General features: G+C 61.3%; 16 protein-coding genes and 1 pseudogene. 6 read left to right on the forward strand and 11 right to left on the reverse strand.

The window, feature by feature from the left end:
- Positions 1-15: 15 nt before the first annotated feature.
- From HHL24_RS13895 to HHL24_RS13920, 6 genes are all read right to left on the reverse strand, one after another.
- Positions 16-900, reverse strand: a complete 885-nt coding sequence (locus tag HHL24_RS13895) for a sugar phosphate isomerase/epimerase family protein (protein ID WP_169486030.1) — start codon at positions 898-900, stop codon at positions 16-18.
- Positions 897-2,660, reverse strand: coding sequence for a thiamine pyrophosphate-binding protein (locus HHL24_RS44775; RefSeq protein WP_169486031.1), 1,764 nt, complete (start codon positions 2,658-2,660; stop codon positions 897-899). The genes HHL24_RS13895 and HHL24_RS44775 overlap by 4 nt, the downstream gene beginning before the upstream one ends.
- A gap of 31 nt (positions 2,661-2,691) precedes the next feature.
- Positions 2,692-3,567: a carbohydrate ABC transporter permease gene (locus HHL24_RS13905; protein ID WP_169486032.1), complete on the reverse strand. Its 876-nt coding sequence runs from the start codon at positions 3,565-3,567 to the stop codon at positions 2,692-2,694.
- A gap of 31 nt (positions 3,568-3,598) precedes the next feature.
- Positions 3,599-4,507, reverse strand: coding sequence for a carbohydrate ABC transporter permease (locus HHL24_RS13910; protein WP_169486033.1), 909 nt, complete (start codon positions 4,505-4,507; stop codon positions 3,599-3,601).
- A gap of 61 nt (positions 4,508-4,568) precedes the next feature.
- Complete coding sequence (locus tag HHL24_RS13915; RefSeq protein WP_169486034.1) at positions 4,569-5,864, reverse strand: ABC transporter substrate-binding protein; 1,296 nt, start codon at positions 5,862-5,864, stop codon at positions 4,569-4,571.
- Positions 5,865-5,987: 123 nt separating this feature from the next.
- Positions 5,988-7,088, reverse strand: a complete 1,101-nt coding sequence (locus tag HHL24_RS13920; RefSeq protein WP_169486035.1) for an ABC transporter ATP-binding protein — start codon at positions 7,086-7,088, stop codon at positions 5,988-5,990.
- 514 nt (positions 7,089-7,602) lie between these two features.
- Between HHL24_RS13920 and HHL24_RS13925 the strand changes: the two genes are divergently transcribed.
- From HHL24_RS13925 to HHL24_RS13950, 6 genes are all read left to right on the forward strand, one after another.
- The gene (locus HHL24_RS13925) at positions 7,603-8,730 is read left to right on the forward strand and encodes a porin (protein ID WP_169486036.1); all 1,128 of its coding nucleotides are present in this window, start codon (positions 7,603-7,605) and stop codon (positions 8,728-8,730) included.
- Positions 8,731-9,000: 270 nt separating this feature from the next.
- Positions 9,001-10,533 carry a GMC family oxidoreductase gene (locus HHL24_RS13930; RefSeq protein WP_169486037.1) on the forward strand — a complete coding sequence of 511 codons (1,533 nt, stop codon included), beginning with the start codon at positions 9,001-9,003 and terminating at the stop codon, positions 10,531-10,533.
- Between the two features lie 111 nt (positions 10,534-10,644).
- A complete protein-coding gene (locus HHL24_RS13935; RefSeq protein WP_169486038.1) occupies positions 10,645-12,453 on the forward strand; it encodes a thiamine pyrophosphate-binding protein in 1,809 nt (602 codons plus the stop codon).
- Positions 12,454-12,529: 76 nt separating this feature from the next.
- Positions 12,530-13,249: a hypothetical protein gene (locus HHL24_RS13940; RefSeq protein ID WP_169486039.1), complete on the forward strand. Its 720-nt coding sequence runs from the start codon at positions 12,530-12,532 to the stop codon at positions 13,247-13,249.
- An 86-nt stretch (positions 13,250-13,335) separates the two neighbouring features.
- A complete protein-coding gene (locus HHL24_RS13945; RefSeq protein ID WP_230417454.1) occupies positions 13,336-14,481 on the forward strand; it encodes a Gfo/Idh/MocA family protein in 1,146 nt (381 codons plus the stop codon).
- Positions 14,482-14,658: 177 nt separating this feature from the next.
- Positions 14,659-15,486 (forward strand): helix-turn-helix domain-containing protein, encoded by an 828-nt coding sequence (locus HHL24_RS13950; RefSeq protein ID WP_169486040.1) that lies wholly within the window; start codon positions 14,659-14,661, stop codon positions 15,484-15,486.
- Between the two features lie 101 nt (positions 15,487-15,587).
- Here HHL24_RS13950 and HHL24_RS13955 read toward each other — a convergent pair whose 3' ends face one another.
- The 5 genes and pseudogenes from HHL24_RS13955 to HHL24_RS13975 form a co-directional block, all read right to left on the reverse strand.
- Positions 15,588-16,697: a malate/lactate/ureidoglycolate dehydrogenase gene (locus HHL24_RS13955; protein WP_169486041.1), complete on the reverse strand. Its 1,110-nt coding sequence runs from the start codon at positions 16,695-16,697 to the stop codon at positions 15,588-15,590.
- A gap of 119 nt (positions 16,698-16,816) precedes the next feature.
- Positions 16,817-18,309: pseudogene (locus HHL24_RS13960) on the reverse strand (aldehyde dehydrogenase).
- Between the two features lie 8 nt (positions 18,310-18,317).
- Positions 18,318-19,460, reverse strand: coding sequence for a porin (locus HHL24_RS13965; protein WP_169486042.1), 1,143 nt, complete (start codon positions 19,458-19,460; stop codon positions 18,318-18,320).
- Positions 19,461-19,541: 81 nt separating this feature from the next.
- Entirely contained in the window at positions 19,542-20,945 is a 1,404-nt protein-coding gene (locus HHL24_RS13970) for an FAD-binding oxidoreductase (RefSeq protein WP_169486043.1), read from the reverse strand.
- Positions 20,942-22,552, reverse strand: coding sequence for a 5-guanidino-2-oxopentanoate decarboxylase (locus HHL24_RS13975; RefSeq protein ID WP_169486044.1), 1,611 nt, complete (start codon positions 22,550-22,552; stop codon positions 20,942-20,944). The genes HHL24_RS13970 and HHL24_RS13975 overlap by 4 nt, the downstream gene beginning before the upstream one ends.
- Positions 22,553-22,628: the final 76 nt, after the last annotated feature.

Below are 22,628 nucleotides of genomic sequence, written 5' to 3' on the forward strand. Positions count from 1 at the left end.
TGATCTTATGGCTTTTCAATTTTCTGCACCCAGTTGCACGGCTTGCCGCTCATCACCCCAAACGCCGTCGAACCATCTCCGACAGCGCCGCAAAACGTCGTGATAATCCGACGCCCAGACGTCCTTCGAAAATATCTCCACTTCATATGCTCCGGCGTAACCGAGTTCGTCCAGATACCTGACGATCCCGGCGAGCGGCATGACGCCTTCGCCCGGCACGAGGCGGTCGTCGTGTTCTCGGGGGGGATCGTGCCAGTCCGAGATATGCACAAGGCGGATGAGGTCGGCCGCCGATTTCAGGGTCTCCTTCAGGCCGGCCTCATTCCATAGATGCCAGGTATCGAACACGATGCCGATGCCCGGTAGCGCGACGGTGCGCACCATCTTTTCGGCGTCGGACAGCGTGTTGAGACAATCGAAATATGGCGCCCGTATCGGCTCGAGCGCGAGTACGACGTCTCTTTCCGCAGCAGCGGAAGCCAACCTGCCCAGCGCGTCGATTGCGAGCGCCTCGACGCGTTCCACGCTGCGGCCATGCCGCATGCCGGGCACGACAACGAGCGTCTCGACGCCCAACAGCGCACACTCGTCCAGCAAGCGCATGTGATCGTCGATCACCGCGGCAGGCAACGAATCGCCGGCGCCGGCGAGGTGGCTCATGCTGATCATGCTTCTCGCCGGCAGCCCTGCCTCACGCAAGGTACGCGCCGCATTCGCCACGCCAATCCCATCGAGCTTGGGACGATATATGCCAAGGGCGTCGATGCCCGCCGCGACGTAGGCCGGCACGTCCTGCTCGAATGTCCAATTGCGCGTGGTGATCTCGCACACAGCCAGTTCGCGGCGCGGTCGACTCCCATTCAATGGCTGGCTTGCGTCCTGACCCGGCATCTGGCTCATATCGCGTCCTCATTGCATCGGAGCAATTCGGCGTTCGCCGTCTGTGTTGCGGAATCGGAGATGGGTCCGGTATCGTCACGCGCGATCATGATTTCAACCAAGGCTGCTCCTGAGCAGTCGAGTGCCTTGCGGAAAGCACCTGCAAGTTGTGAAGCGTGCTCCACTCGCCACGCCTCAAGACCAAAGCTTTTCGCGATCTCCGCATACGCCGGCGAGTACGGCTTGCCGTCGGGCAACGAAAAATCCCGTTCAACGGATCTACTGCCCGTTGCATCCGCGCCGCTCTGAACGAATGCGGGTCCGCTGTAGTTGTAGACGACGTACACCACTGGAATGCTGTGCATCACGCAGACGGCGATTTCCTGCATTGATTGCAGAAAGTCGATGTCTTCGACGATGCACGCCACCTGCCTCGCCGGCATCGCGAGCTTGGCGCCAATGGAGGCAGGCACGGCCCAGCCCGTTTCGGCCCGGTTTCCGGAGGAAAGATAAGTCCGTGGCATATGCACCGCAAAACTCTGCTTCGCGACAGCTTGCACGCCGCCGGCGCCCACCACCACGAGCGCATCCCGCTGCAGGACTTTACGCAGTTCGATCATGGGACGCTGCGAGCGGATCAGGTTGTCACGCGTGCCGTCGCGCTCAGCCAATACTGCTATCCAATTACGCCGCATGTCTCGCATCTGCTCGAGGAAGTCCAGACGCCGCACTTGTACCGCGCGACGCACCTTTAGTGGCATCGCCTCTTTAAGATCCACTAACGCGCTCTTCGCGTCCGCGACAATCCCCACTTCGACGGCATGCCGCATTCCGATCTCGCTCTGCTCGATATCGATCTGAATCATCCGCGCAAACGGTGACTTTGCGGCATGACCGGACCGTTTGTGAACGTCGGGCAGGTCCGACAGCCGGCAACCAATCACCAGCACGACATCCGCTCTCTCGAGCAACGCATTGGCGCAAGTGCTGCCAGTCTGTCCGACTACGCCGCCGTCGAGCGGATGCTCAGCCGGAATCACGCCATAGCCGTTCCCCGCGGTGACGATCGGTGCGGACAACTTCTCCGCTAGCGATAGGAGGTCGAGCGTGGCATCGGCGCTGATCACACCGCCCCCGGCGACGATCAACGGCCGCTCAGCGTTGGAGAGCATCCGTAATGCTTGCGCAATGCTTTCCCCATCGCCCTTCAGGCGCTCGACCGTTGAGCGGAAAGACTGCGACTCTGAAGCCGCTTCGGTCGATTCCCGTTGCACATTGAGCGGTACCTCGAGATGAACCGGGCCAGGACGTCCGCCGCTTGCCGCTTCGAATGCGAGGCGAAGAAGCCCCGGCAATTCAGCACACTCACTCGCACTCAGGCGTTGCTTGCTCCACGCCGCGCCGTTCTCCGACACCGGGCTGGCGGCACGTGATGCCACCAGCCCGGGAACGGTATAAGACCCGTCAGCCGATTCGCCACCCGTGATCACCACCGCGCCGATCGAATCCGACACGCAGGTCGCCAGTGCGGCGACCGCCTTGGCGATGCCCGAGTGTGCGGGAAGAACCGCCGCCATGACGCGTCCACAGGCCCGGAAGTACCCGTCCGCCATATGCACCGCGCTGGGCTCCCGCACAACCCTGATGAAAGGAATACCCACTCCGGGCTTAAGCAGTTCACCCATGAGCGGTCGAATACCGGCGCCCGGCACACCTGCCACATATTGCACGCCGTGGGCACGCAGCCCTTTCGCGATGATCTCGCCACCATTGATTGTCACGTCCGACTCCCGCTATTGCGCGCGCATTGTTCTATCCCCGTACCGCACCGCTCAGCGAAAATCCGCCGCTGAAGAACCGGGACATGATGAAATACAGAATCACGACCGGCAGTGAGTAGATGACGGAGAACGCCGCGATCTGCCCATAGCGAATCGTCGCTGCGCCAATGAAGCCGTAAATCGCAATGGGCGCCGGCTGACTCGCCTGATCCGCGATCAGCACGATCGGGATCAGGAAATTGCCCCACGCATTGACGAAACTGAAAATAGCCGCGGACGCGATGCCGGGCATCGCAAGCGGAATCACGACCGAGCGGACAATCCGGAAGGTACTCGCCTGTTCCATACTGGCCGCTTCTTCGAGATCCTTAGGGATAGCGTCAATCGTGTTCTTGATCAGATAGATCGCGAAAGGCAGCGACGTCACGCCGAGCAGCACGGCCGTCGGAATCATCGAGAGCATGCCGAACGCGGAAAACATCTTATAGATCGGCACGATAAGAATCGTAATCGGCACCCCCGAGAGAAACAGGATAGCCAGCAGGATCGGTCCTTTCCACGGAATGTGATGGCGCGAGAATGAATAGGCGGCAAGCACACCGGCAAAGGTCGACACCGCTGCGGCGATCGTCGAAACGATGACGCTGTTCAACAAGGCCTGGACGTTGCCGTGCCCCATCGCAGCGATGAAGTTGTCCAACGTGAGCGTGGGCATCTGGATCTGCCAGCCGGCGTGCTGATCGACGGAGCCGACCAGCAGCCACAGAATCGGAATCACAAAATATGCGCCGATCACGAGAAGCGTGACATTCGCCGCGAGCTTGCCGAATGACGGCGTGAAATTCCGGAAGCCGGAGCGCGTCGATTGATGCGACTGCTCGGAGATTTTGGAGGCGGAGAGTTCCATCTTTATTCCTTCATGGTAATCAGTGAGACGCTCAGACTGCGATCGCCTTGATCTTCCCTTTTCGAAGCTGTCCAGGCCGGTATTGCCGGGCGAGCAGAACGAATGCCAATCCGAGTGCGGAAGACAGCACGACGATCACGTCGCCGAGCAGTGCGCTGTAGCCGAGGCGATGGAATTTGAAGCCCTGCAAATACGAATAGATCGGCAGAATGTTGGTCTGATTGTCAGGTCCGCCGCCAGTCATCAGATAGACCAGGGTGAAGTTGCCGAACGTCAGCAGCGTCATGAGCAGCGAGGACATCAGGATGGTCGGCTTGAGCATCGGCAGCGTCAGTCGCGTGAGCCGCTGCCACGCGTTGGCATTCTCGAGAAGCGCGGCTTCGATCATGTCGGTCGGAATGCTGCGCAACGCCGCGGCGAACATCAGCATCGAGAGGCCCGCGAGCGACCAGACATTCGCGAGCGACACGACCAGCATCGGGTACGTGTACAGCACGTCCTGACCCGCGTCGCCGAGCAGGCGTGGGAACGTGCCGCCGCTTGTGGTGGCGGCGTACCAGATCACCGCAATGGTGATCGGCGGCAGATTCCACGCCAGAATCGCGAGCGCGGAGATGCTTTTTCCCAGTCGCGGACTGGCCTTCTGCATCAGCAGCGCCATCGCGAGACCCAAAACCGTCGAGCCGATTGCGCCAGAAGCGACCACGAAGACGATCGTCTGCACGAGCGAGCCGACAAAGACATCGTCGGCGAGCAGCGTGCGCACGTTCTGCAGGCCGGTAAAGCTGTAGTTCACCGCGCGCGGACCGATCAGTTGAAGATTGGTGAAGCCAAGGTAGATCGCATAGCACACCGGGACCGCGAACAGCACGGCCAGCAGCGCCGCAGCCGGGGCAAGGAAAACGAGGCTGACGGGCTTGAATGTCGACTGATTCATCATGAAGCTCTTCTCCAGAAGCGCACGCCGGGTGCCGCAATGCCGCGCCCGGCGCGCCGTTTCACTACCGCGCGGCCATCACCTTGTCGGCCCCGAGTTGATTCGACAACTCGTTCTTCATCATGCGCACCGCGTCATCCACGCTCGTCTTGGGCTTCAGAACCAGCGTCTCGGTCGCCGCTTCGAAGGCATGCGCCCACACCGGGTAATCCGAATCGGCCGGCACGCTCTTCGATACGGCCAGCAGCTTCGCGAATTGCTCCTGATAGGGCGGCGCGAGTTCGGTGTAGGTCTTGTCGGTCCAGTAGGATTTCATCGGTGGCACCAGACCCGTCCAGTTCGCGCCATTGATCAGGTTCTGCTTGCTGACGATCAGATTGACCAGTTGCCATGCAAGATCGGGATGCGCGGTGCTCTTGTAGATCGACATGTCCCAACCACCGAACGCACCGGCCGTGCCGCCGCCCGCGACTGTCGGCAGCGGTGTGAAGCCGATGTATTTGGGCGCATCCGGCCAGCACGGCTGACAGATCGCCTTGGTCCACGCAGCCGGTACGTAATTGCCTACCAGGGCAATGCCGATGTGATGCTTCGGCATTTCAGGCGTGGCCAGCGCGGGAGAATTCGCATTCAGGATCAGTGACGCGGGCGCCAGCAATCCCTCGGCGGAGGCCTGCCGATAGAAGTTCATCACGTCGCGGATGCCTTTGGTGTCCGCAGCCCACTTGCCGGCGCTGTCCTTAATGGTCGAATCGCTGGAGGCCATCAACAGATTCGCCGCGCCCAGCACCAGTGCCGACGTGCCGCCTGCCGGACCCGTGATCGCCCAGATCGGCCACACGCCAAGCTCGGCTTTCTTGATCTTGCGCGCCGCGTCGAGAATGTCCTGCCAGTTCTTCGGCTGCCAGTCGTCAGGCAAGCCCGCTTTCTGGAACACGAGGCGATCGTAGAGAAGCCCGGACGTATTCACGCCCTGACTGATCCCGATCACATCCTTGCCGGCGGTAGACTCCTGCTTGACCGCGTCCGGGACCTCCTTCCACCATGCTTCTTTGGCGACATACGCATTCAAAGGCAGCAGGTAGCCGCTCCCGGCCCATTGCGCCATTTCCTGTGCGGGCAACTGAGCGACGTCCGGTGCGGAGCTCGAATTTCCGTACGACATGCTCACCTTCGTGATGATGTCGTCGAAACCACCGGGGATCGGCATGAGTTGAACCTTCACACCCGGGTGAGTCTTCTCGAACTCCGATTGAATACCGCCCCAGAATTGCTTCGTGAGCTCGGGCGTGACCATCACATACTCGGAGCCATACGCCAGCTTCAGAATCGTGTCCGCGCGGGCGATGGTCGATTGCATGGCAGTCGCCGCCAACACTGCTGTCGCGACAGCAGCCAATATTCGTTTACAGCCGGTAGAACGTTGCATTTCCTAACTCCTCAGGTCTATTTGGAAAAAGCCATGCTTTAATCGTTGGGCCAGTTAGTGACGCAGGCTGCGCCCGGTGTCCGCGTCGAAGTAATGCAAATCTTCCGGGTCGAATACCAACTCGACACGGTCGCCGATCCCGACTTCGGCAAAGCCAGGAAAACGTGTATCAACAGTGGAATTGCCGATCGCTACCCGCACGAAGTTTTCGGAGCCGGTCGTCTCGATCGATTGCACCATTCCCGCCGTGCGCACGGCGCAACGGCCCGGCGCATCTTTCACCCAATGGAGATCGCCCGGCCGGATGCCAACCTCGATGCGTTGGGGCAGGCTGCCGTTGAATTCGGCGCGTTGCGCCGGCGGCAAGCGAAAGCTGGCTCCCAGCGCATTGCAATCGGCGTTGCTATCCGAAAGCTTGATGACGCTATCGACGATGTTCATGCGCGGCGAACCGATGAAGGTCGCCACATACCGGTCGATGGGCCGCCGGTAAAGCCTCTCAGGCGTATCGATCTGCAGCAGCTTGCCGCCGGAGAACACCGCGATCCGGTGCCCCATCGACATTGCCTCGACCTGGTCGTGCGTGACATACACCATCGTCGTGCCGAGCCGGCGCTGCAGCTCGGCGATCTCAGTGCGCATATGCGTGCGCAGTGCCGCGTCGAGATTCGACAGCGGCTCATCGAGCAGGAACAGCCGCGGCTCGCGAATCATCGCGCGGCCCAATGCCACACGTTGCCGCTGGCCACCGGAGAGTTCGCCCGGGCTGCGCGACAGCAGATTGTCGAGACGCAGTACCGACGCGACTTCGCGGATCTTCCTTTCGATCTCTTTTGAATTGTTCTTTCGAACTTCCAATCCGAAGGACAAGTTCTTGTAGATCGACATATGGGGATACAGCGCGTAGCTCTGAAACACCATCGCAATGTCGCGACGGCCGGGCGGCAGCGCCGTCACGTCCTTATCGCCGATCCAGATGCGTCCGTCCGAAGGGCTCTCGAGACCCGCGAGCATGCGCAAGGTCGTGGACTTGCCGCAGCCGGACGGACCGACGAAAACCAGAAACTCACCGTCCTCGACATCCAGATTGAGATCGGAAACCGCCTGGAACTCGCCGAACGTCTTGCAGACATGGTCGAACTTGATAGATGCCATCGCTTTTTGCCCCGCTTAACTAATGAGTGGTAGTGCCGGGTGCGCCTTCAACCTTCACGTGGCGGCTCGCGATGCGAGACCGCCGCCCTGTGAGAAAAAGCACCCTGCGCCGAATCAGCGTGAAGCGAGTGTCAGCATCCAAAAAGCGCCCCTCAATTTCGCAACTGCCGTAAAGCTGACGCACTTTGACGCACAGCCATGCGGACACCGGGTGAATGGGTTGGAGGCTCGCGCTGGCGCATGCGAATAGGGACAAACCCGCAACAAGCCCGCGAGAACCTGGGAAAAGAATGGATTCGCAAATCTTCGCGATTGATCACGCGACCTGACGCAAACACTGCTTCGCGGTGCGTCATCAATTTCGATATCCGCGAAATTGAGGCGTGAATATTGGGTGCAAATACTGTGACGCAAATAACGCTGCCTCAGCTTCGATCGAGCGTTGTCTGGAAGCGTAAGGAGACCCCATTGCGCTGCGAATCGATCCGATTTCACCCACATGGCATTGAGCAAAATGAAAAGACTAGCTATCCCGACCGTATTGACCGCACTCTTCTTCAGCACCACCGCTCACGCGCAAAGCAGCGTGACGCTGTACGGCATCGTCGACGCCGGCCTTGCCTATATTCACAACAGCGGCGGCCATAGTTCGCAGTGGAAGATGTCGACCGGCAATCTCTCTGAAAACGAATGGGGTCTTAAAGGCAGCGAAGATCTGGGTGGCGGACTGAGCGCCAACTTTACGATCGAGAACGGCTTCGATATCGGTTCCGGCCAACTGCATCAAAACGGCCGTGAATTCGGGCGTCAGGCTTTTGTCGGGCTTTCCGGCGCCACGTGGGGCACGATTACGCTGGGACGCCAGTACGATCCGATCTCCGACCTGCTGCAGCCGATCACGGCCGACTCCTTTAGCGGCGTGTTCGCAACGCCGGGCGACGTCGATAATTACGACAGCAGCGCGCGCTTTGATAACTCAGTCAAATGGGCCAGTCCCGTTTGGGGCGGCGTCACGCTTGAAGCCATGTATGCGCTCGGCGGCGTGGCAGGCTCAGTAGGCTCCGGTCAAACCTATTCGGCAGCGATTTCGTATGCACACGGGCCGCTGGGACTCGCGGCCGGCTATTTGCACATCGACAACGGCAATACGGTCCTCTCGACGCGCGGTACGTCCTCGGCGGACTCGCTGTTCAACAGTTCGGTGAACGCCGCCTATGCAAGCGCGCGCTCCGTCAATATCGCGCGGGCCGGTGGTCAATACGTGATCGGAACCGTGACCATGGGCGCCGCCTATAGCTTCTCCGAGTACACGCCCGACGCATCGTCGACTTTCTCCCGTTCGGAGAAGTATCAGAACGGCTCAGTGTTCGCGAGCTGGCAGGTGTCGCCCGTGCTCCAGACTATCGCGGGCTACAACTACACGAAATCGAGCGGCGATTCAGCGGCCAAATACCATCAGTTCAATCTCGGCGTCGACTATGCGCTCAGCAAGCGGACCGATGTTTACGCCACCGTGGGCTACACCCATGCGAGCGGCACCAATGGCCGGGGCGCCGCGCAGGCGGTGATCGGATCGTATGACGTCGATGCCGGTGCGAGTTCGCAAGTGCTCGCGATTGCGGGGATACGTCACAAGTTCTGACGCACTCGTCTCCGCACGCGCCCACTGGTTTCGCGTGCGGTGGACTTGTAGGCCGTGTGAGCCACCCGCCATCACCTGCGGTAAACCCCCATTCGCTACCGAAGTGGGTCAAGCGCGTCAGTCTGCGTCACTTTTCGTTGCGGTTGCGAAATTGAGCGACCTTTATTGGCCACAAATACTGAAAGTGCTAACGGGTTGCCGGTGAATGGTGAAAGCCCCGGCGATCGAATCGAACGATCGACTGAATCTGACTGGACAGGCACCGTCAATATGCAAGCGAAACCGGACGTAATCGTAATCGGCAGTGGCGTGGGAGGCGGCGCGGTAGCCCGGCGCCTGGCCGAAAACGGTGTCGAAGTACTTATTCTTGAACGTGGCGACTGGGTACCGCGCGAGAGCGACAACTGGAGCGTTGCGTCGGTCTTCCATCAAAAGAAGTACACCGCTCACGACTCGTGGCTCGACGCCGACGGTGTCGCATTCCGGCCGAGCATCTATTACAACGTGGGGGGCTGCACCAAGTTTTACGGCGGCAGCATGATCCGCTTCCGCGAACGCGACTTCGGCGAACTCGTGCACGAAGAAGGTACGTCTCCCGCGTGGCCCATCTCGTATGCGGACATCGAGCCGTACTACGGTCAGGCGGAAGCCATCTTCGGCGTGCATGGCGACGACGCGGGCGACCCCAGCGCGCCGTGGCGCAGCACGCCGTATCCGTTCGAAAAACTGCAATCGGAACCGCGTGTGGCCCGCATGGCTGAAACGATGCGCCGTCTGGGCGCGCGCACGTCGGCGCTTCCGCTCGCAGTCGATTACCGCGAATCGGGTACCTGCATTCGCTGCAAGACCTGTGATGGATTTCCATGCAAGCTCGGCGCCAAGAACGAAGCGGAGACGAGTCTTCTCAGGCCGGCCATCGCAACCGGGCGCGTCTCGATTCGTACCAACACCTACGCTAAACGCCTCCTGCTCGCGCCGGACGGCAAGCGTATCGAAGGTGTTGAAGTCGAACAGGACGGCAAGACGGAAACGTTGCGCGCCAAGCTCATCGTCGTGGCATGCGGCGCGATCAATACGGCCGCCCTCCTTCTGAGATCCGCGAACGACAAGGCACCGGACGGCATAGCCAACCGCTCCGGCCTCGTTGGACGCAATTACATGTCGCACAACCAGACCGCGTTGATGGGACTCTCGATGGAGCAGAACAATACCGTCTTTCAGAAAACGATTGCCCTGAACGAGTACTACTTTGGCGACGCGGACTACGCGTTTCCGATGGGCCATGCACAGATGCTCGGCAAGCTGCAAGGCGGCATGCTGTCAGCGAACGTGCCGTACCTGCCGAAAGCAGTCGGCTCGACCATGGCGCGTCACAGCATGGACTGGATCGCTTTCTCCGAAGACCTGCCCGATCCCGACAACCGCGTCACGCTGCGCGACGGTCAGATCCAGCTCTCCGTCAGGCGCAACAATCTGCGTTCGCATCGGCGGCTGGTCGGCAAGGTCGAATCGCTACTGCGCAACTGCGGCTATCCGATCGTACTCACCAAGCCGTTACTGAAACATTCCACATCGCATCAATGCGGCACCGCGAAATTCGGCCACGACCCGCGCGACAGCGTACTCGATCCGTATTGCCGCAGTCATGAGCATGAAAATCTTTATGTCGTGGACGCGTCGTTCATGCCTTCATCGGCTGCGGTCAATCCCGCGTTGACGATCGCTGCCCAGGCGTTGCGCGCGACGGATCACATGCTTGCCCAAGATCTCGGGATCTCGAGCGTCAAGGAATTTAGAGCGTGAAAGTTCAGCACATCGCCGGCACACAGTTCGTGTGCCGGAAAACATCATCGTTCGCGCGGCGTGGTTGGCGCTGCGCGTCTGTATCAGGTTGCCAAGCAAAGGAGCACGAAAATGACTGACACAAAGAAAGAAATGACCGGCGGACAGATTGTCGTCGAGTACCTGGTTCGGGAGAAGGTGCCTTATACCTTCGGTATTCCCGGTCACGGCAATACCGCGCTGCTCGACGCATTCGTCGATCGCCAGAAGGAGATCACGCTCGTTCCCGCGATGCACGAGCAAGGCGCATCGCATATGGCCGACGGCTATTACCGCGCGACCGGCCAGATCGCCGCAGTCTGTTCTTCGATCGGACCTGGCGCCACGAATACGCTGACCGGTGTAGCGACCGCATTCGCGGACTCGATGCCGCAATTGCTGATTACCGGCGGCGTGCATACCTATATGACCGGCAAGGGCGTGCTCCAGGAGCTCGACCGTCCGCACGGCGATAATTTCCCGCGCATGGCCGAACCGGTCGTGAAGCGCTGGTGGCAACCGAGTCACGTCGCGCAGATTCCAGGTGTCATGACGCAGGCGTTCAACACGATGCTGGAAGGCCGCCGTGGTCCCGCGCTCATCAATCTCCCGCAGGATTTGCAGGCGGAATCGGCTGTAGTGGAACTGCCGTCGTCGCAGGTACGGCGCGCGCATGGACGTGTTCATGGCGACCCCGTCGATATCGCCAAGGCTGCCAAGCTGCTGCTCGCCTCGGAACGCCCGGTGATTCTCGCCGGCGGCGGCGTGATCGCCGCTGAAGCAAGCGAACTGCTCGTTGCCATCGCTGAACACATCGGTGCGGCCGTGACGACCTCGTTCATGGGCAAGGGCGCGATTTCTGAAGATCATCCGCTCTATGCGTGGCCATGCGGCGATCTCGGGTCGATTCCGGGCAACGCCATGACCCGCGAAGCGGACGTGATTCTGTCGATCGGTTGCCGCTTCAGCGATCGCATTACGTCGTCGTATCGTCCGGGCGTCACGTTCGACATTCCCAAGACCAAGCTGATTCAAGTGGATATCGACGGTTTTGAAATCGGCAAGAACTATCCGGCCGAGGTCGGTATCGTCGGCGATGCGAAGGCGATTCTGTCGAGCCTGCTCGACGAAATGCGCGATCTCGCCAAGCCGCGCGACTACCAGAACTCGCCGGCTTTCAAGCGTCTTCAGTCGTTGAAAGGGGAATGGCTCGAACATCTCCGTCCGCTGCGCGAAGCGAACCATTCGCCGATGACCGTTTCGCAAGTCCTGTTCGAGGCGCGCAAAGTGCTGCCGCGCAATACGATTGTGGTGACCGACTCGAGCAATCCGCAGAATCAGGTGTTCAACGAATTTCCGATCTATGGACCCAAGCAGCACATCACACCGGGCGGCTTCTCCGGCATCGGCTTCGCGTTGCCGGCCGCAATCGGCGCAAAACTCGGCGCGCCGAACCAGCCGGTGGTGGCCGTATGTGGCGACGGCGCATTCCTGCAGACGGGTCAGGAACTCGCCACGGCGGTGATGATGGGCATTCCCGCGATCTTCCTTATCATCAACAACGGTGGATGGGGCGCGATTCGCAATCTTCAGCTCAACATGTTCGGCGAAGACCGGGAAATCATCACAGGATTCAAGACGCCCGACGGTGCGCCCTACTCGGCCAAAATCGCGGACTTCGCCAAGTCGCTCGGCGCCGGCGCGGAACGCGTCGAGGATCCGCGCCAGATCGGCGCAGCGCTGCAACGCGCACTCGAATCGGGCCGTCCCTATGTGGTCGAAGCGATCTGTTCGATCGAGCGCCCGTGGAGCAACATGCACCCGACCGGCTGGTGGGACATCACGGTGCCAGCCTATCTCGGCGACTTGCGCGACAAGTACGTGCAGGGCCGCGGCTTCTGACGGCCTGAACGCTACTGAATCACATTGAAAGCGGTACGGACTGGCCAAAGCCAGTCCGCTTCATTCTGGATAGATCATGTCGAAACCCAACCAGCAGCGCGATTTGCACTTTTCCGATGACTTCATCGAGGCCTACCTGGTTGAGAACGTTCGCGACTTCGTCGTCGAAGACGGTATCGTCATCAATCTGGACCCGACGCCGATGACCGTCGGTGGGCGCGTCGCCAGTGTGGTGCCGCCCTGGAAATCGACGCGACTGCATGAAGCGAAGATCGCCTCGGCGAACCGGATCGCGGTTATTCGCGTGCGCAATGCGACCAATCTTGGCGGACTCTCTCTTCAAAACAACTGGGAGTGGTTCGGCAACAGGCTGGAAAAATTCCCGCGCACCTCACCGCTCTATATTTCCCGATATGATCGGGTCGGCACCGTCAGCCTCAATCCGTTGAGCTTTACCAATCAACAGGAGACCGCAGCGGGGCGCGCCGAGTACGATATTCGGCTCAACCTATGGTGGGCACCAACGGGAACCGATTGTTCGATGCACAACGAACACCCGTTTCTCGAGATTCACACGCAAATTCACGGATGCGGACGAATCCAGAAATTCCACGACCGTAATGAAACAACGCTTTACGAGGAGATCACAATGGCGCCCGGCTACACGCACGATCCGTTCGTACATTTAAATGAAGCGGGTGTACCCGAGTATCCGTGGCATCGCTATTTCTCCGACTCAGATTGCGTCTGGCTTGCGATTGAATTTCATCCGCTGGGCGAAACGGCGCTTGTCTGAGGCGCACGCACCAGCGGTTCAAGTATTGGAGTATCAGGAAGGACGCCCGGCAGTTCAGCGGGTTCAACCGGCACAGAGAGGTTCAAATGGATCGTCGATTGAGACTTGGCATGGTAGGCGGTGGACAAGGCGGCTATATTGGCGCAGCACATCGCCTCGCCGCCCGACTGGACGACTGCTATGACTTCGTAGCCGGCGCGTTATCGTCCGATCCGCAGCGTGCCGCCGAGAGTGGCCGCGTGCTGCGTCTCGATCCCGCACGTAGCTACGCGGATTACCGCGAGATGGCACGTGTCGAAGCGCAACGGGAAGACGGTATCGACGCCGTTGTCGTCGTCACGCCCAATCATCTTCATGCGCCGGTGACGACGGCCTTTCTCGAAGCCGGCATTCACGTGATCTGCGACAAGCCGCTCGCCATGTCGCTGGAAGAAGCGCTGCAGATGCAGGCGCTCGCACAGTCCACCGGCAAGCTCCTTGCCGTGACGTACACCTACTCCGGCTACGCGATGGTGCGCCACGCGAAAGAAATGGTGGCGGCCGGAGAACTCGGAGAAGTGCGCTTCGTTCACGTCGAGTATGTGCAGGACTGGCTTGCCGAACCGGTCGAACAGCAGGGCAACAAGCAGGCCGAATGGCGCACCGATCCCGCACGCACCGGCCCCGGCGGCTGCCTCGGCGATATCGGCACTCATGCCTATCAGCTGGCTTCGTTCGTCACCGGCATGCTCCCCTCGGATATCTCGGCGGACGTCGTGGCGATGGTGCCAGGGCGGAGAGTAGACGACCACGTGCAAGCGATCTTGCGCTATCCCTCGGGCGCACGCGGCAGCCTGTTCGCCAGTCAGATCGCAACCGGCGAGGGCAATGCGCTTCGTCTGCGGGTATATGGCACCAAAGCTTCGATTTCGTTCGATCAGGAACATCCCGACTTTCTCTGGTACACGCCACTGAACGGCAACCCGGTGTGGTTGACGAAAGGGAGAGCGCATAGTCCCGCGAGCGATCACGCCACACGTATCCCGGCAGGGCATCCTGAAGGCTATTTCGAAGCTTTCGCGCAACTGTATCGCGACGCGGCTTTACAGATCGCAGCGATGCTCGAAAGGCGCCCAATTCCCGCATCCAGCGCGCTATTGACCACCGTGGAAGACGGCGTGCAAGGCATGCGCTTTATCGAAGCTGCGCTTCGCAGTTCAGCGCAAGCAGGTGCACGCGTGCCCATTGCGTGAATCGCAACCGGTAGCGCCGAGCGAATACCGATGTCGTCAGTTCTCACGACAGTTTTCCCGCAGTGACAAAGGCGCGTGAGACTGTTACGATCAATCGAGCCATCCGACGAGTTCGGAGCGAGACTTCGCGCCCGACGCGCGGAGGTCGATCGGCGCGAACCTCTGATATTTCCGTATATGGATCGACCGCAAGACCGCGACAATCTGCAAAAAAATCTCGTGCTGCTCGTTGAGTCATGCAGTTCCGTCGCGAGTCTCTGTAGGAGCCTCGACGTCAACCGCCAGCAGTTCAACAAGTATCTTGCTGGGCAGCACGTTCCTTCACAAAAGGTTCTGCAGAAGATAGCGCGGCACTTCATCATGGAGATGGAGGACCTGTTCCGGGCGCCCGCTGACTTCAAGCAGTTTTACGAAGGCTTCGAGAGCGAATTGCCGATGGGACTGCGCTCCTCTCCGCAGTTCGCCAACTTTCTGCCTTTTGCCAAGGCATCTGTCGAACCGTTGCGTGACTATCTTGGCGTCTATTATCGCTATCACAATTCGTCGATTTACAAAGGCCGCATTCTGCGCTCGGTCACGTGCCTGTATGAGGCGGATTCGACCATTCAGCACGTCACGATCGAACGCTTTCCGCTGCTGGATGGCAGCGGAAAGATGGGCTATTCGTTCGTGTATTACGGTTTCTGTTTCCTGCTGGGCGACCGTATTTTCATGGTCGATTTCGAGGGACAACAGCGTAACGAGCTGACTTTCTCGATTTTGACTCCGCAGCATCGCCGCCCTGTGCGGTTCCTGTATGGACTCGTCTCGGGCGTTGCGTCCTCATCTTTTCGTCAACCATTCTCTACGCGTCTGACGCTCGGCTTCTGCGACAAAGGCATGATCCGCAAGAAGCATCTGCGCAATGCAACCGTTCTGTTACCGAGCGACACGACGCTTCCGCTGGAAGTTCGCGAATATATGACGGGCGAAAACTCCTCGATCGTCTGGGGCGGTGAAGGCTAGGCCATCAAATGCCAAGCAGGCGTTTGATTTGCGCGACATCCACGCCGCTGCCCGCGAAATCATCGAACGCATATTCGGCTATGCGAACGATGAAACCCTGTTTACTTCGATTCGATACCTTCGAATTGCACTGCGGGTAAGCCCACAGCACGGCCCACTTCGACGATCTGCTGCCACGTGGTCCGATCGACCGGAATGCCGGCCGCCATCCGTTCGCGGCGCGTACGCTGCTCCGGCTCGCCGGGAATTAGTACCTCGCCACCGTCTACGGATGCGCGCGCGGACTTGACCCAGTCGATAAATTGTTCCGCTTCGGTGTCGGAATCCGGCGCATCGAACGCGTTCGGATCGATGATCACCGACAGCATGCAGTTCACGATCGCATTGCTCGTGACCAACGTATCCGCGCGAGTCGTGAAGCCGCCGGTCAGCGCACCCGCGAAGACCTCGCACATCGCCGCTAGCCCATAGCCCTTATGCCCGGCGACCGCGCCGCCGAACGCCAGCAGTGCGCCAAACGGCTGCCGGTGCATGACCGCGGGGTCCGACGTCGGCTGCCCGGCGTGGTCGATCAGCGTGCCCGCAGGCACCTCCACGCCCTTGTTGAAGGCGACACGCGTCTTGCCATAAGCGATCGCACTGGTCGCGAAGTCGAGCACCAGCGGGTCCCTGCCTGCGCGCGGGAACGCCGCGCAGAACGGATTCGTCCCAAAGCGCCCGTCGATCCCCCCAAACGGCGCCACCAGCGGATCACCGGACACGTTCACGAAATGAAACGACACGAGGCCTGCGCGCGCGCATTGCTCGGCCCAGTGGCCGATCCGCCCAATATGATGCGCCCGCCGCAGTCCGACTGCGCAGATGCCCAGCCGCTGCGCGCGTTCGATCCCGAATGCCATTGCCTCGCAGGCGACGACCTGACCAAACCCATAGGCACCGTCGACGGATAGCACGGCGCCCGCGTCGCGCGCGATGCTGGCGTGCTGGTTAAGTTTGAGCACCCCCTCATGAATCGCCTCGACGTAGCGAGGGATCATCCCCACCCCGTGCGAGTCGTGACCCGCCAGGTTCGCCGCCACTAGATGATCGGCGACCCGCTGCGCTTCGAGCGGCTCGCTTCCGACGGCGAGGAAGATCTCAGTCGTCAACGCGTTAAGTCGGTGCGGGACGATCTTCAGTTCGGGGGCTTGCCCGGTTCGTGCATTCGGCATCTCGTAGGGATCTCCTGATTGGGGCTTTAAGACGTGCCAGCTGGCACGCCGCACATTACACCTCACGCGTCATCGGTCGCTGTGGAAACGCGGCCGAGAGTGGCGCTCACAACCGAAGATTAGCCGAGACGGATCAACGTCGACTTCTGCTCCGTATATTCTCAAGCGCATGCAACGAGTTGTCGCGGCCATTACCGGACTGGCCCACACCGCCGAACGGAAAGTTCATATCCCCTCCTTCGTCATGGCAATTGACCCAGACCATCCCCGTACGCAGTCGGCGTGACGCTTCATGCGCGGTGCGCAGGTCGCTCGTCCAGATCGAAGCGCCCAGTCCATAGTCGCTATCGTTAGCCATCGCGAGCGCTTCGTCGAGATGGTCGAACGAAAAAGTCGTCAGCACCGGCCCGAAAATCTCCTCGCGCGCAATGCGCGCATCGACGCGAGCCCGCTCGAAGACTGTCGGCTCGATGTACAGACCGCCGCTCGCTTCGCGCACGCGGCGCCCACCGATGCGCAGCGACGCTTCATCACGCCCGCACGCGACATAGCCAAGCACCTTGTGCAGTTGTGGCTCGTCGACGATCGCGCCCATCGTCGTGGCTGGATCAAGCGGGTCGCCCGGCACATAGTACGCGGCGGCATCGACGACGGCTTGCATGAAGATATCGTAGATGTCCGCATGCACTAGCAGGCGCGATGCCGCGGTGCACATCTGGCCCGCGTTGTAGAAGATGCCGGCCGCAGCGGTGCGCGCGGCGCGGGCGAGATCCGCACAGTCGGGCATCACGATGTTCGGCGATTTGCCGCCAAGTTCGAGCCACACCCGCTTCAGGTTCGAGCGCGCGGCGCTTTCCATCACGCGTTTGCCGACCGCGGTCGATCCGGTGAACGCTACACAGTCGACCTGCATATCCGACGCGAGCAGGCTGCCTACCGTGCCGTCCCCGGTCAGGACGTTGAGCACGCCGTCGGGCAGACCCGCCTCGCTTGCCAATTCGGCGATCCGCAGCGCGCTCAGCGGCGACTTCTCCGACGGCTTGAGCAGCACGCTATTGCCCGCCGCGAGTGCTGGCGCGATCTTCCACATCGCCATTTGCAGCGGAAAATTCCAAGGGACGATCGCGGCCACCACCCCGACCGGCTCGCGGGACACATAGCCGAACTGGTGCGGCTCGGTGGGCACCAGTTCGTCGATGCATTTATCCGCGGCTTCCGCGAACCATTCGAGGCAATAGATCGCGCCGGGCACGTCGATCGATGTGGTGTCCGCGATCGGCTTGCCGACGTCGAGGGTTTCCATCAGCGCCAGTTCGTCCGCATGCTCGCGCAACAGCGCCGCCCAGCGTTGCAGGACTGCCTTGCGCTCTCGTGCGCCGCGTGAAGCCCACACCCCCGCATCAAAACTACGGCGTGCCGCGTCAATCGCGGCGCGCACCTCACGCTCGCCGCACGCGCCGATCTCGGCGAGCATACGGCCGTCGCCGGGAGAGAGATCGGCAAACACGGCTCCGTCGCGGGCCGACACGCGTCTGCCGTCGATAAAGGCCCGGCCGTCGAGCGGCAGCGTCTGCGCCAGCGCGTGCCAGTCGCGTCGAATCGTGTCGATCATCGATTACCTCAGAAAGAATGGAACATGCCGATACGCGCCATGTTCTGGTGATTGGTGCTCGACGGCGTGAAGTTGTAGCCGATGTTCGCATCGACCCCGGACGACGCGCGCAGGAAGTCTGCGCCCGCATAGACCGACGTGCGCTTGGACAGTGCGTAGGTCGCGCCGACCGACAACGAATTCCAGTGTTGCCGTTCGAAGTCCGTGTGCTGCACACCGAGCACGCCGAATAACGCCGGCGTAAAGTTGTACATGCCGCCGAGTTCATAGACTTTCATCGAAGAACTTTCGCCGTATCCCTTGAACGTCGTGTCGGTGAAGTTGCCCATCACGGTCAGCTTGCTGATCGTGTAGCTTGCGCCGACGCCGAACGTGCCCTGGCTGTCGACGTTGAACGGGGTATCGGCGAACAGGTCAGTCACCGCGCCGGTCACCGGGTCACGCGTCGCGACGGTCTGTCCGAGGAACTGCGTGACACCGATCGCCGCATACGGATCGAGTGCAGCGAGCCCGTTGGGCTGGTTCAAACGTGTATAGGCCACCGACACGCCAACCGGACCGTTCGCATAGTTAGCGCCAGCGCTCCACGCGCTGCCATTATGAAAGTCGCCCGCGCGATTGCTGAACGAGTACATCCCGCCGAACGAAAAGCCCTTGAAATCCGCGCTGGAGAATTTGACGGCGTTCTGCAGGCGGTCTCCGCCCACCCGGTCGAAGTCGCCCTGGTGGATCGAATAGCCGGTCGCGAATGCGCTAATGTTGTACTGAAGCAGATAGTCGTTGGTGAAATCGTACTGATTGCCGAAGGTCAGTGTGCCCCAATCGTTCGACAACCCGACATACGCCTGGCGGCCGAACTCGGCACCACCCTGCTTGAGCTTGCCTGTATTCAGCGCGAAGCCGTTCTCCAACCTGAATACCGCCTTCAGACCATTGCCCAGATCTTCGGTGCCCAGCAGGCCCCAGCGATTGCCGTACATCTTGCTATCATCAGCACGATAGTTGTGCGCGCCACCTTCGTTCGACACATAGGTCAGACCCGTGTCGATCTTGCCGTACAACGTGACCGAACTCTGCGCGAACGCCACAGGTTGCGCGACGAGCGTGCCAAAGCAAAGGCCGCAGGCGGCGTAAGCGAAGGTTTTTTTCATTTATGGTCTCCCTGATTGAATGCCGTTTGTTGTCCTAAAGGACGAAAATTGAATACCCCATAATGCGCATCGATAAGGCGCCTAGACGTCGATCATCTTTCCCGGATTGAGCGTGCCGCGCGCATCGAACAGCCGCCGCAAGTCCGCCATCAGCGCGAGCCGCTGCGGGTCGCCATAGCGGCGCAAAGCAGCCTTCTTTTCGACACCGATACCGTGTTCGGCCGACAAGGAACCGCCCAGTGCGGGCAGTCTTTCGTAAATCAGGTGTTCGATCGCTTCGTGGCGCGTCGCAAGCTCCCGGTCCGCGGCCAGCATGATGTGCAGATTGCCGTCGAGAAAATGCCCGAAGACGAACACCTTGATAGCCGGGTCGAAGCGCGCCAGCGCGTCGCTGAGCGCGCGCACGTAGCAGTCGAGCTCAGGCACGGGCAGCGCGACGTCGAACGACAGTTGAAAGGCACCCTGATGCGCGACGGCGTCCGAGTCCTCGCGCAACAGCCAGATCTTCTCGCGCTGCGCCCTCGTATGCGCGAGAACGCAATCGGTCAGCACGCCGTCTTCGAGCGCGCTGCCGAGCAGGTCCTCCAGTTGCGCGTTCATGTCGAGCGCAACGTCGTGTGCCACTTCGACGATCAGGTATAGCGGACAATCGGTCAGCCCGAGCGCGGCGAGCTCCGGGTGTGCTTGCCGCACGCAGGCAGCGTAGCCGTGCCACATGATTTCCAGCGCCAGCAGCCTGCCGTGGTGGACGGTTCGCAAGCGGTGCGCCAACTCGATCGCGGCATCGAGATTCTCGATACCAAGCAGCGCGGTGGCGGCCGGCGTCTGCAACGGCGTGAGCTTGAGCACCGCGCGCGTCACGATGCCCAGTGTACCGTCCGAGCCGATGAACAGCTGCTTCAGGTCGTAACCGGTATTGTTCTTGGTCAGCGCGTTGAGATCGCGATAAACCCGCCCATCGGCGAGTACTACCTCGATGCCGAGCACACGCTCGCGCATCATTCCATGACGAAACGCGCGGATGCCGCCTGCGTTATGGGCGATCAACCCGCCGATGGTTGCCGAGTCGCGCGACGCGAGATCGATCCCAAGGTCGAGTCCTGCCGCATGCAGCGCATCGCTCAATTGGGCGAGCGTCACGCCCGCTTCGACGGTCACCGTCGAGCTGGCCGTGTCGATCGCGACGATGCGGTTCATCCGCCGCATCGAGACAATCACGTCGTCTTCGCGCGACGATGCACCGCCCACCAGCCCTGTCAGCCCACCGTGCGGCACCATCGCCCGGCCATGTGCCGCGCAGCACGCAACCACACGCGCGAGCTGATCGGTATCGCCCGGCGACACCATGATGCGGGCGGCCAGATTGTCCGCACCATAGCCTCGATCGAGTAACGCGATCTGCTCGTCGGTCCGCAACCCGTCGTCACCGACGATGGCGCGCAGCGCAGCCACCAAAGCCCGAGCCGCATGATTCACGGAATTCATCGCGGCTCCCATTCGAAACGGCCGGCGTCGATTTCGAGCACCAGTGGTTCATTACGCTGCGCCTGCGCGATCAGCGCGGCGCGCAGATCGGCCAGTCCAGACGGCGCCCGATAGGCCACGCGATAGCCGGCCGCGAGCGCCGCGAAGTCCGGCGTTTCGATATCCACACCGAGCGGCTCGACTTCATTGCGCACCATTGCGTCGCGGATTTCGCGGTAGCCGTGACTGTTCCAGATCACTACCGTTATCCCCGCTGCCGCCTCGCGCGCCGCGGCCAGTTCGCCCAGCGTGAACTGCACCCCGCCGTCGCCGACCAGCGCGATCACGGGCCGTGCCGGACACCCTAGCTTCGCGCCGACCGCGGCGGGCAACCCGTAACCCAGCGTGCCGTACCCGGTGGCCGAGTTGAACCATGAGGCCGGCGTGGGCGCGCGATAGCTGACTGCACCGCGGTAAACCGGCTGAGTGGAATCGCCCACCACGATGGTGTCAGGCGCCGCGTCGCGCAAGGTTTCGAGCAATGCATCGAAGCGCCGGCCGGTCGCATCCGCGTGCGCCCACACCGCGGCATTCACCTCGGCGACGCTCGTGTGCGCCCAGTCCATGTCGCCGCCCAGTTCGCGCGGATCGGCCAGCAGATCGTCGAGCACCGCCGCCGCGTTGCCCACCACTGGCAATGCAGCCGCATGGGCGCCGAGCGCCTGGATCGGGTCAATGTCGATGCGTACGAGCGGCGCGCGCAGCTTGAGTGGCCCGACGCCGAAAAAATCGTAATCCGTCTCGCCGAGCTCGGTGCCGATCGCCAGCACCACATCGGCTGCATCCAGCAATTGCCTCCCTTCCTTGAACGACTGCACGCCGTCGAGCAGCAGTGGATGGTCCGGCGGCAACAGGCCGCGCGCATTGACCGTCAGCGCCACGGCCGCGCCAAGGCGCTCCGCCAGCGCGCGCACCTGAACAGCTGCATCGATCGCGCCGCCGCCCGCGAGCAGCACGCGGCGCGGCGACCTGGCAAGGAGTTCGCGCAGCGCGCCGATCGTCGCCGCAGACGCGCCCGGCGCACGTGGCAGCGACCGAGGCGTCAGATCGACGTGCGAAGCATCGGCATCGAGCACGTCGAGCGGGATTTCGATGTGCACCGGTCGTGGTCTCGCACACGCAAACACCGTGAACGCGCGTGCGAGCACCTCGGGGAGTTCGTCGGGCCGGGTCAACGTATGACTGAACGCGCTGACCCCGGCGACCAGCGCCCGCTGGTCCGGCAACTCGTGCAACCGCCCGTGACCAAGGCGCAGATGCTCGCGCCGGTTCACGCTTGAGATCACCAGCATCGGCACCGAATCGCCATACGCCTGTCCCATCGCCGTGGCGATATTGGTCATGCCGGGGCCGGTGATGATGAAACACACGCCGGGCCGGCGTGACGCGCGCGCGTAGCCGTCGGCCATGAACCCCGCGCCCTGTTCATGGCGCGGCGTCACATGGCGCAAACCGCTGCCGGTGAGCGCACGATACAACTCGATCGTATGCACACCTGGAATGCCGAATACCGTGTCGACGCCATAAGCTTCAAGCAGGCGTACGAGTGCCTTAGCGCAAGTGATCAAGACGAACTCCCTTCGATAATGTCGCGTAGTACCTGTTGCCGTCAGACCGGGTCGCGTCAGACCGGGTCGCGTTAGA

Source organism: Paraburkholderia polaris (genome assembly GCF_012927345.1).
Taxonomy (GTDB): Bacteria; Pseudomonadota; Gammaproteobacteria; order Burkholderiales; family Burkholderiaceae; genus Paraburkholderia; species Paraburkholderia polaris.

What these genes read in the sequence shown, in the direction of transcription:
- HHL24_RS13895 (WP_169486030.1), bottom strand. Translation starts at nt 900, where the DNA reads ATGAGCCAGATGCCGGGTCAGGACGCAAGCCAGCCATTGAATGGGAGT.
- HHL24_RS13905 (WP_169486032.1), bottom strand. Translation starts at nt 3,567, where the DNA reads ATGGAACTCTCCGCCTCCAAAATCTCCGAGCAGTCGCATCAATCGACG.
- HHL24_RS13910 (WP_169486033.1), bottom strand. Translation starts at nt 4,507, where the DNA reads ATGATGAATCAGTCGACATTCAAGCCCGTCAGCCTCGTTTTCCTTGCC.
- HHL24_RS13915 (WP_169486034.1), bottom strand. Translation starts at nt 5,864, where the DNA reads ATGCAATCGACCATCGCCCGCGCGGACACGATTCTGAAGCTGGCGTAT.
- HHL24_RS13920 (WP_169486035.1), bottom strand. Translation starts at nt 7,088, where the DNA reads ATGGCATCTATCAAGTTCGACCATGTCTGCAAGACGTTCGGCGAGTTC.
- HHL24_RS13925 (WP_169486036.1), top strand. Translation starts at nt 7,603, where the DNA reads ATGAAAAGACTAGCTATCCCGACCGTATTGACCGCACTCTTCTTCAGC.
- HHL24_RS13930 (WP_169486037.1), top strand. Translation starts at nt 9,001, where the DNA reads ATGCAAGCGAAACCGGACGTAATCGTAATCGGCAGTGGCGTGGGAGGC.
- HHL24_RS13935 (WP_169486038.1), top strand. Translation starts at nt 10,645, where the DNA reads ATGACTGACACAAAGAAAGAAATGACCGGCGGACAGATTGTCGTCGAG.
- HHL24_RS13940 (WP_169486039.1), top strand. Translation starts at nt 12,530, where the DNA reads ATGTCGAAACCCAACCAGCAGCGCGATTTGCACTTTTCCGATGACTTC.
- HHL24_RS13945 (WP_230417454.1), top strand. Translation starts at nt 13,336, where the DNA reads ATGGATCGTCGATTGAGACTTGGCATGGTAGGCGGTGGACAAGGCGGC.
- HHL24_RS13950 (WP_169486040.1), top strand. Translation starts at nt 14,659, where the DNA reads ATGGATCGACCGCAAGACCGCGACAATCTGCAAAAAAATCTCGTGCTG.
- HHL24_RS13955 (WP_169486041.1), bottom strand. Translation starts at nt 16,697, where the DNA reads ATGCCGAATGCACGAACCGGGCAAGCCCCCGAACTGAAGATCGTCCCG.
- HHL24_RS13965 (WP_169486042.1), bottom strand. Translation starts at nt 19,460, where the DNA reads ATGAAAAAAACCTTCGCTTACGCCGCCTGCGGCCTTTGCTTTGGCACG.
- HHL24_RS13970 (WP_169486043.1), bottom strand. Translation starts at nt 20,945, where the DNA reads ATGAATTCCGTGAATCATGCGGCTCGGGCTTTGGTGGCTGCGCTGCGC.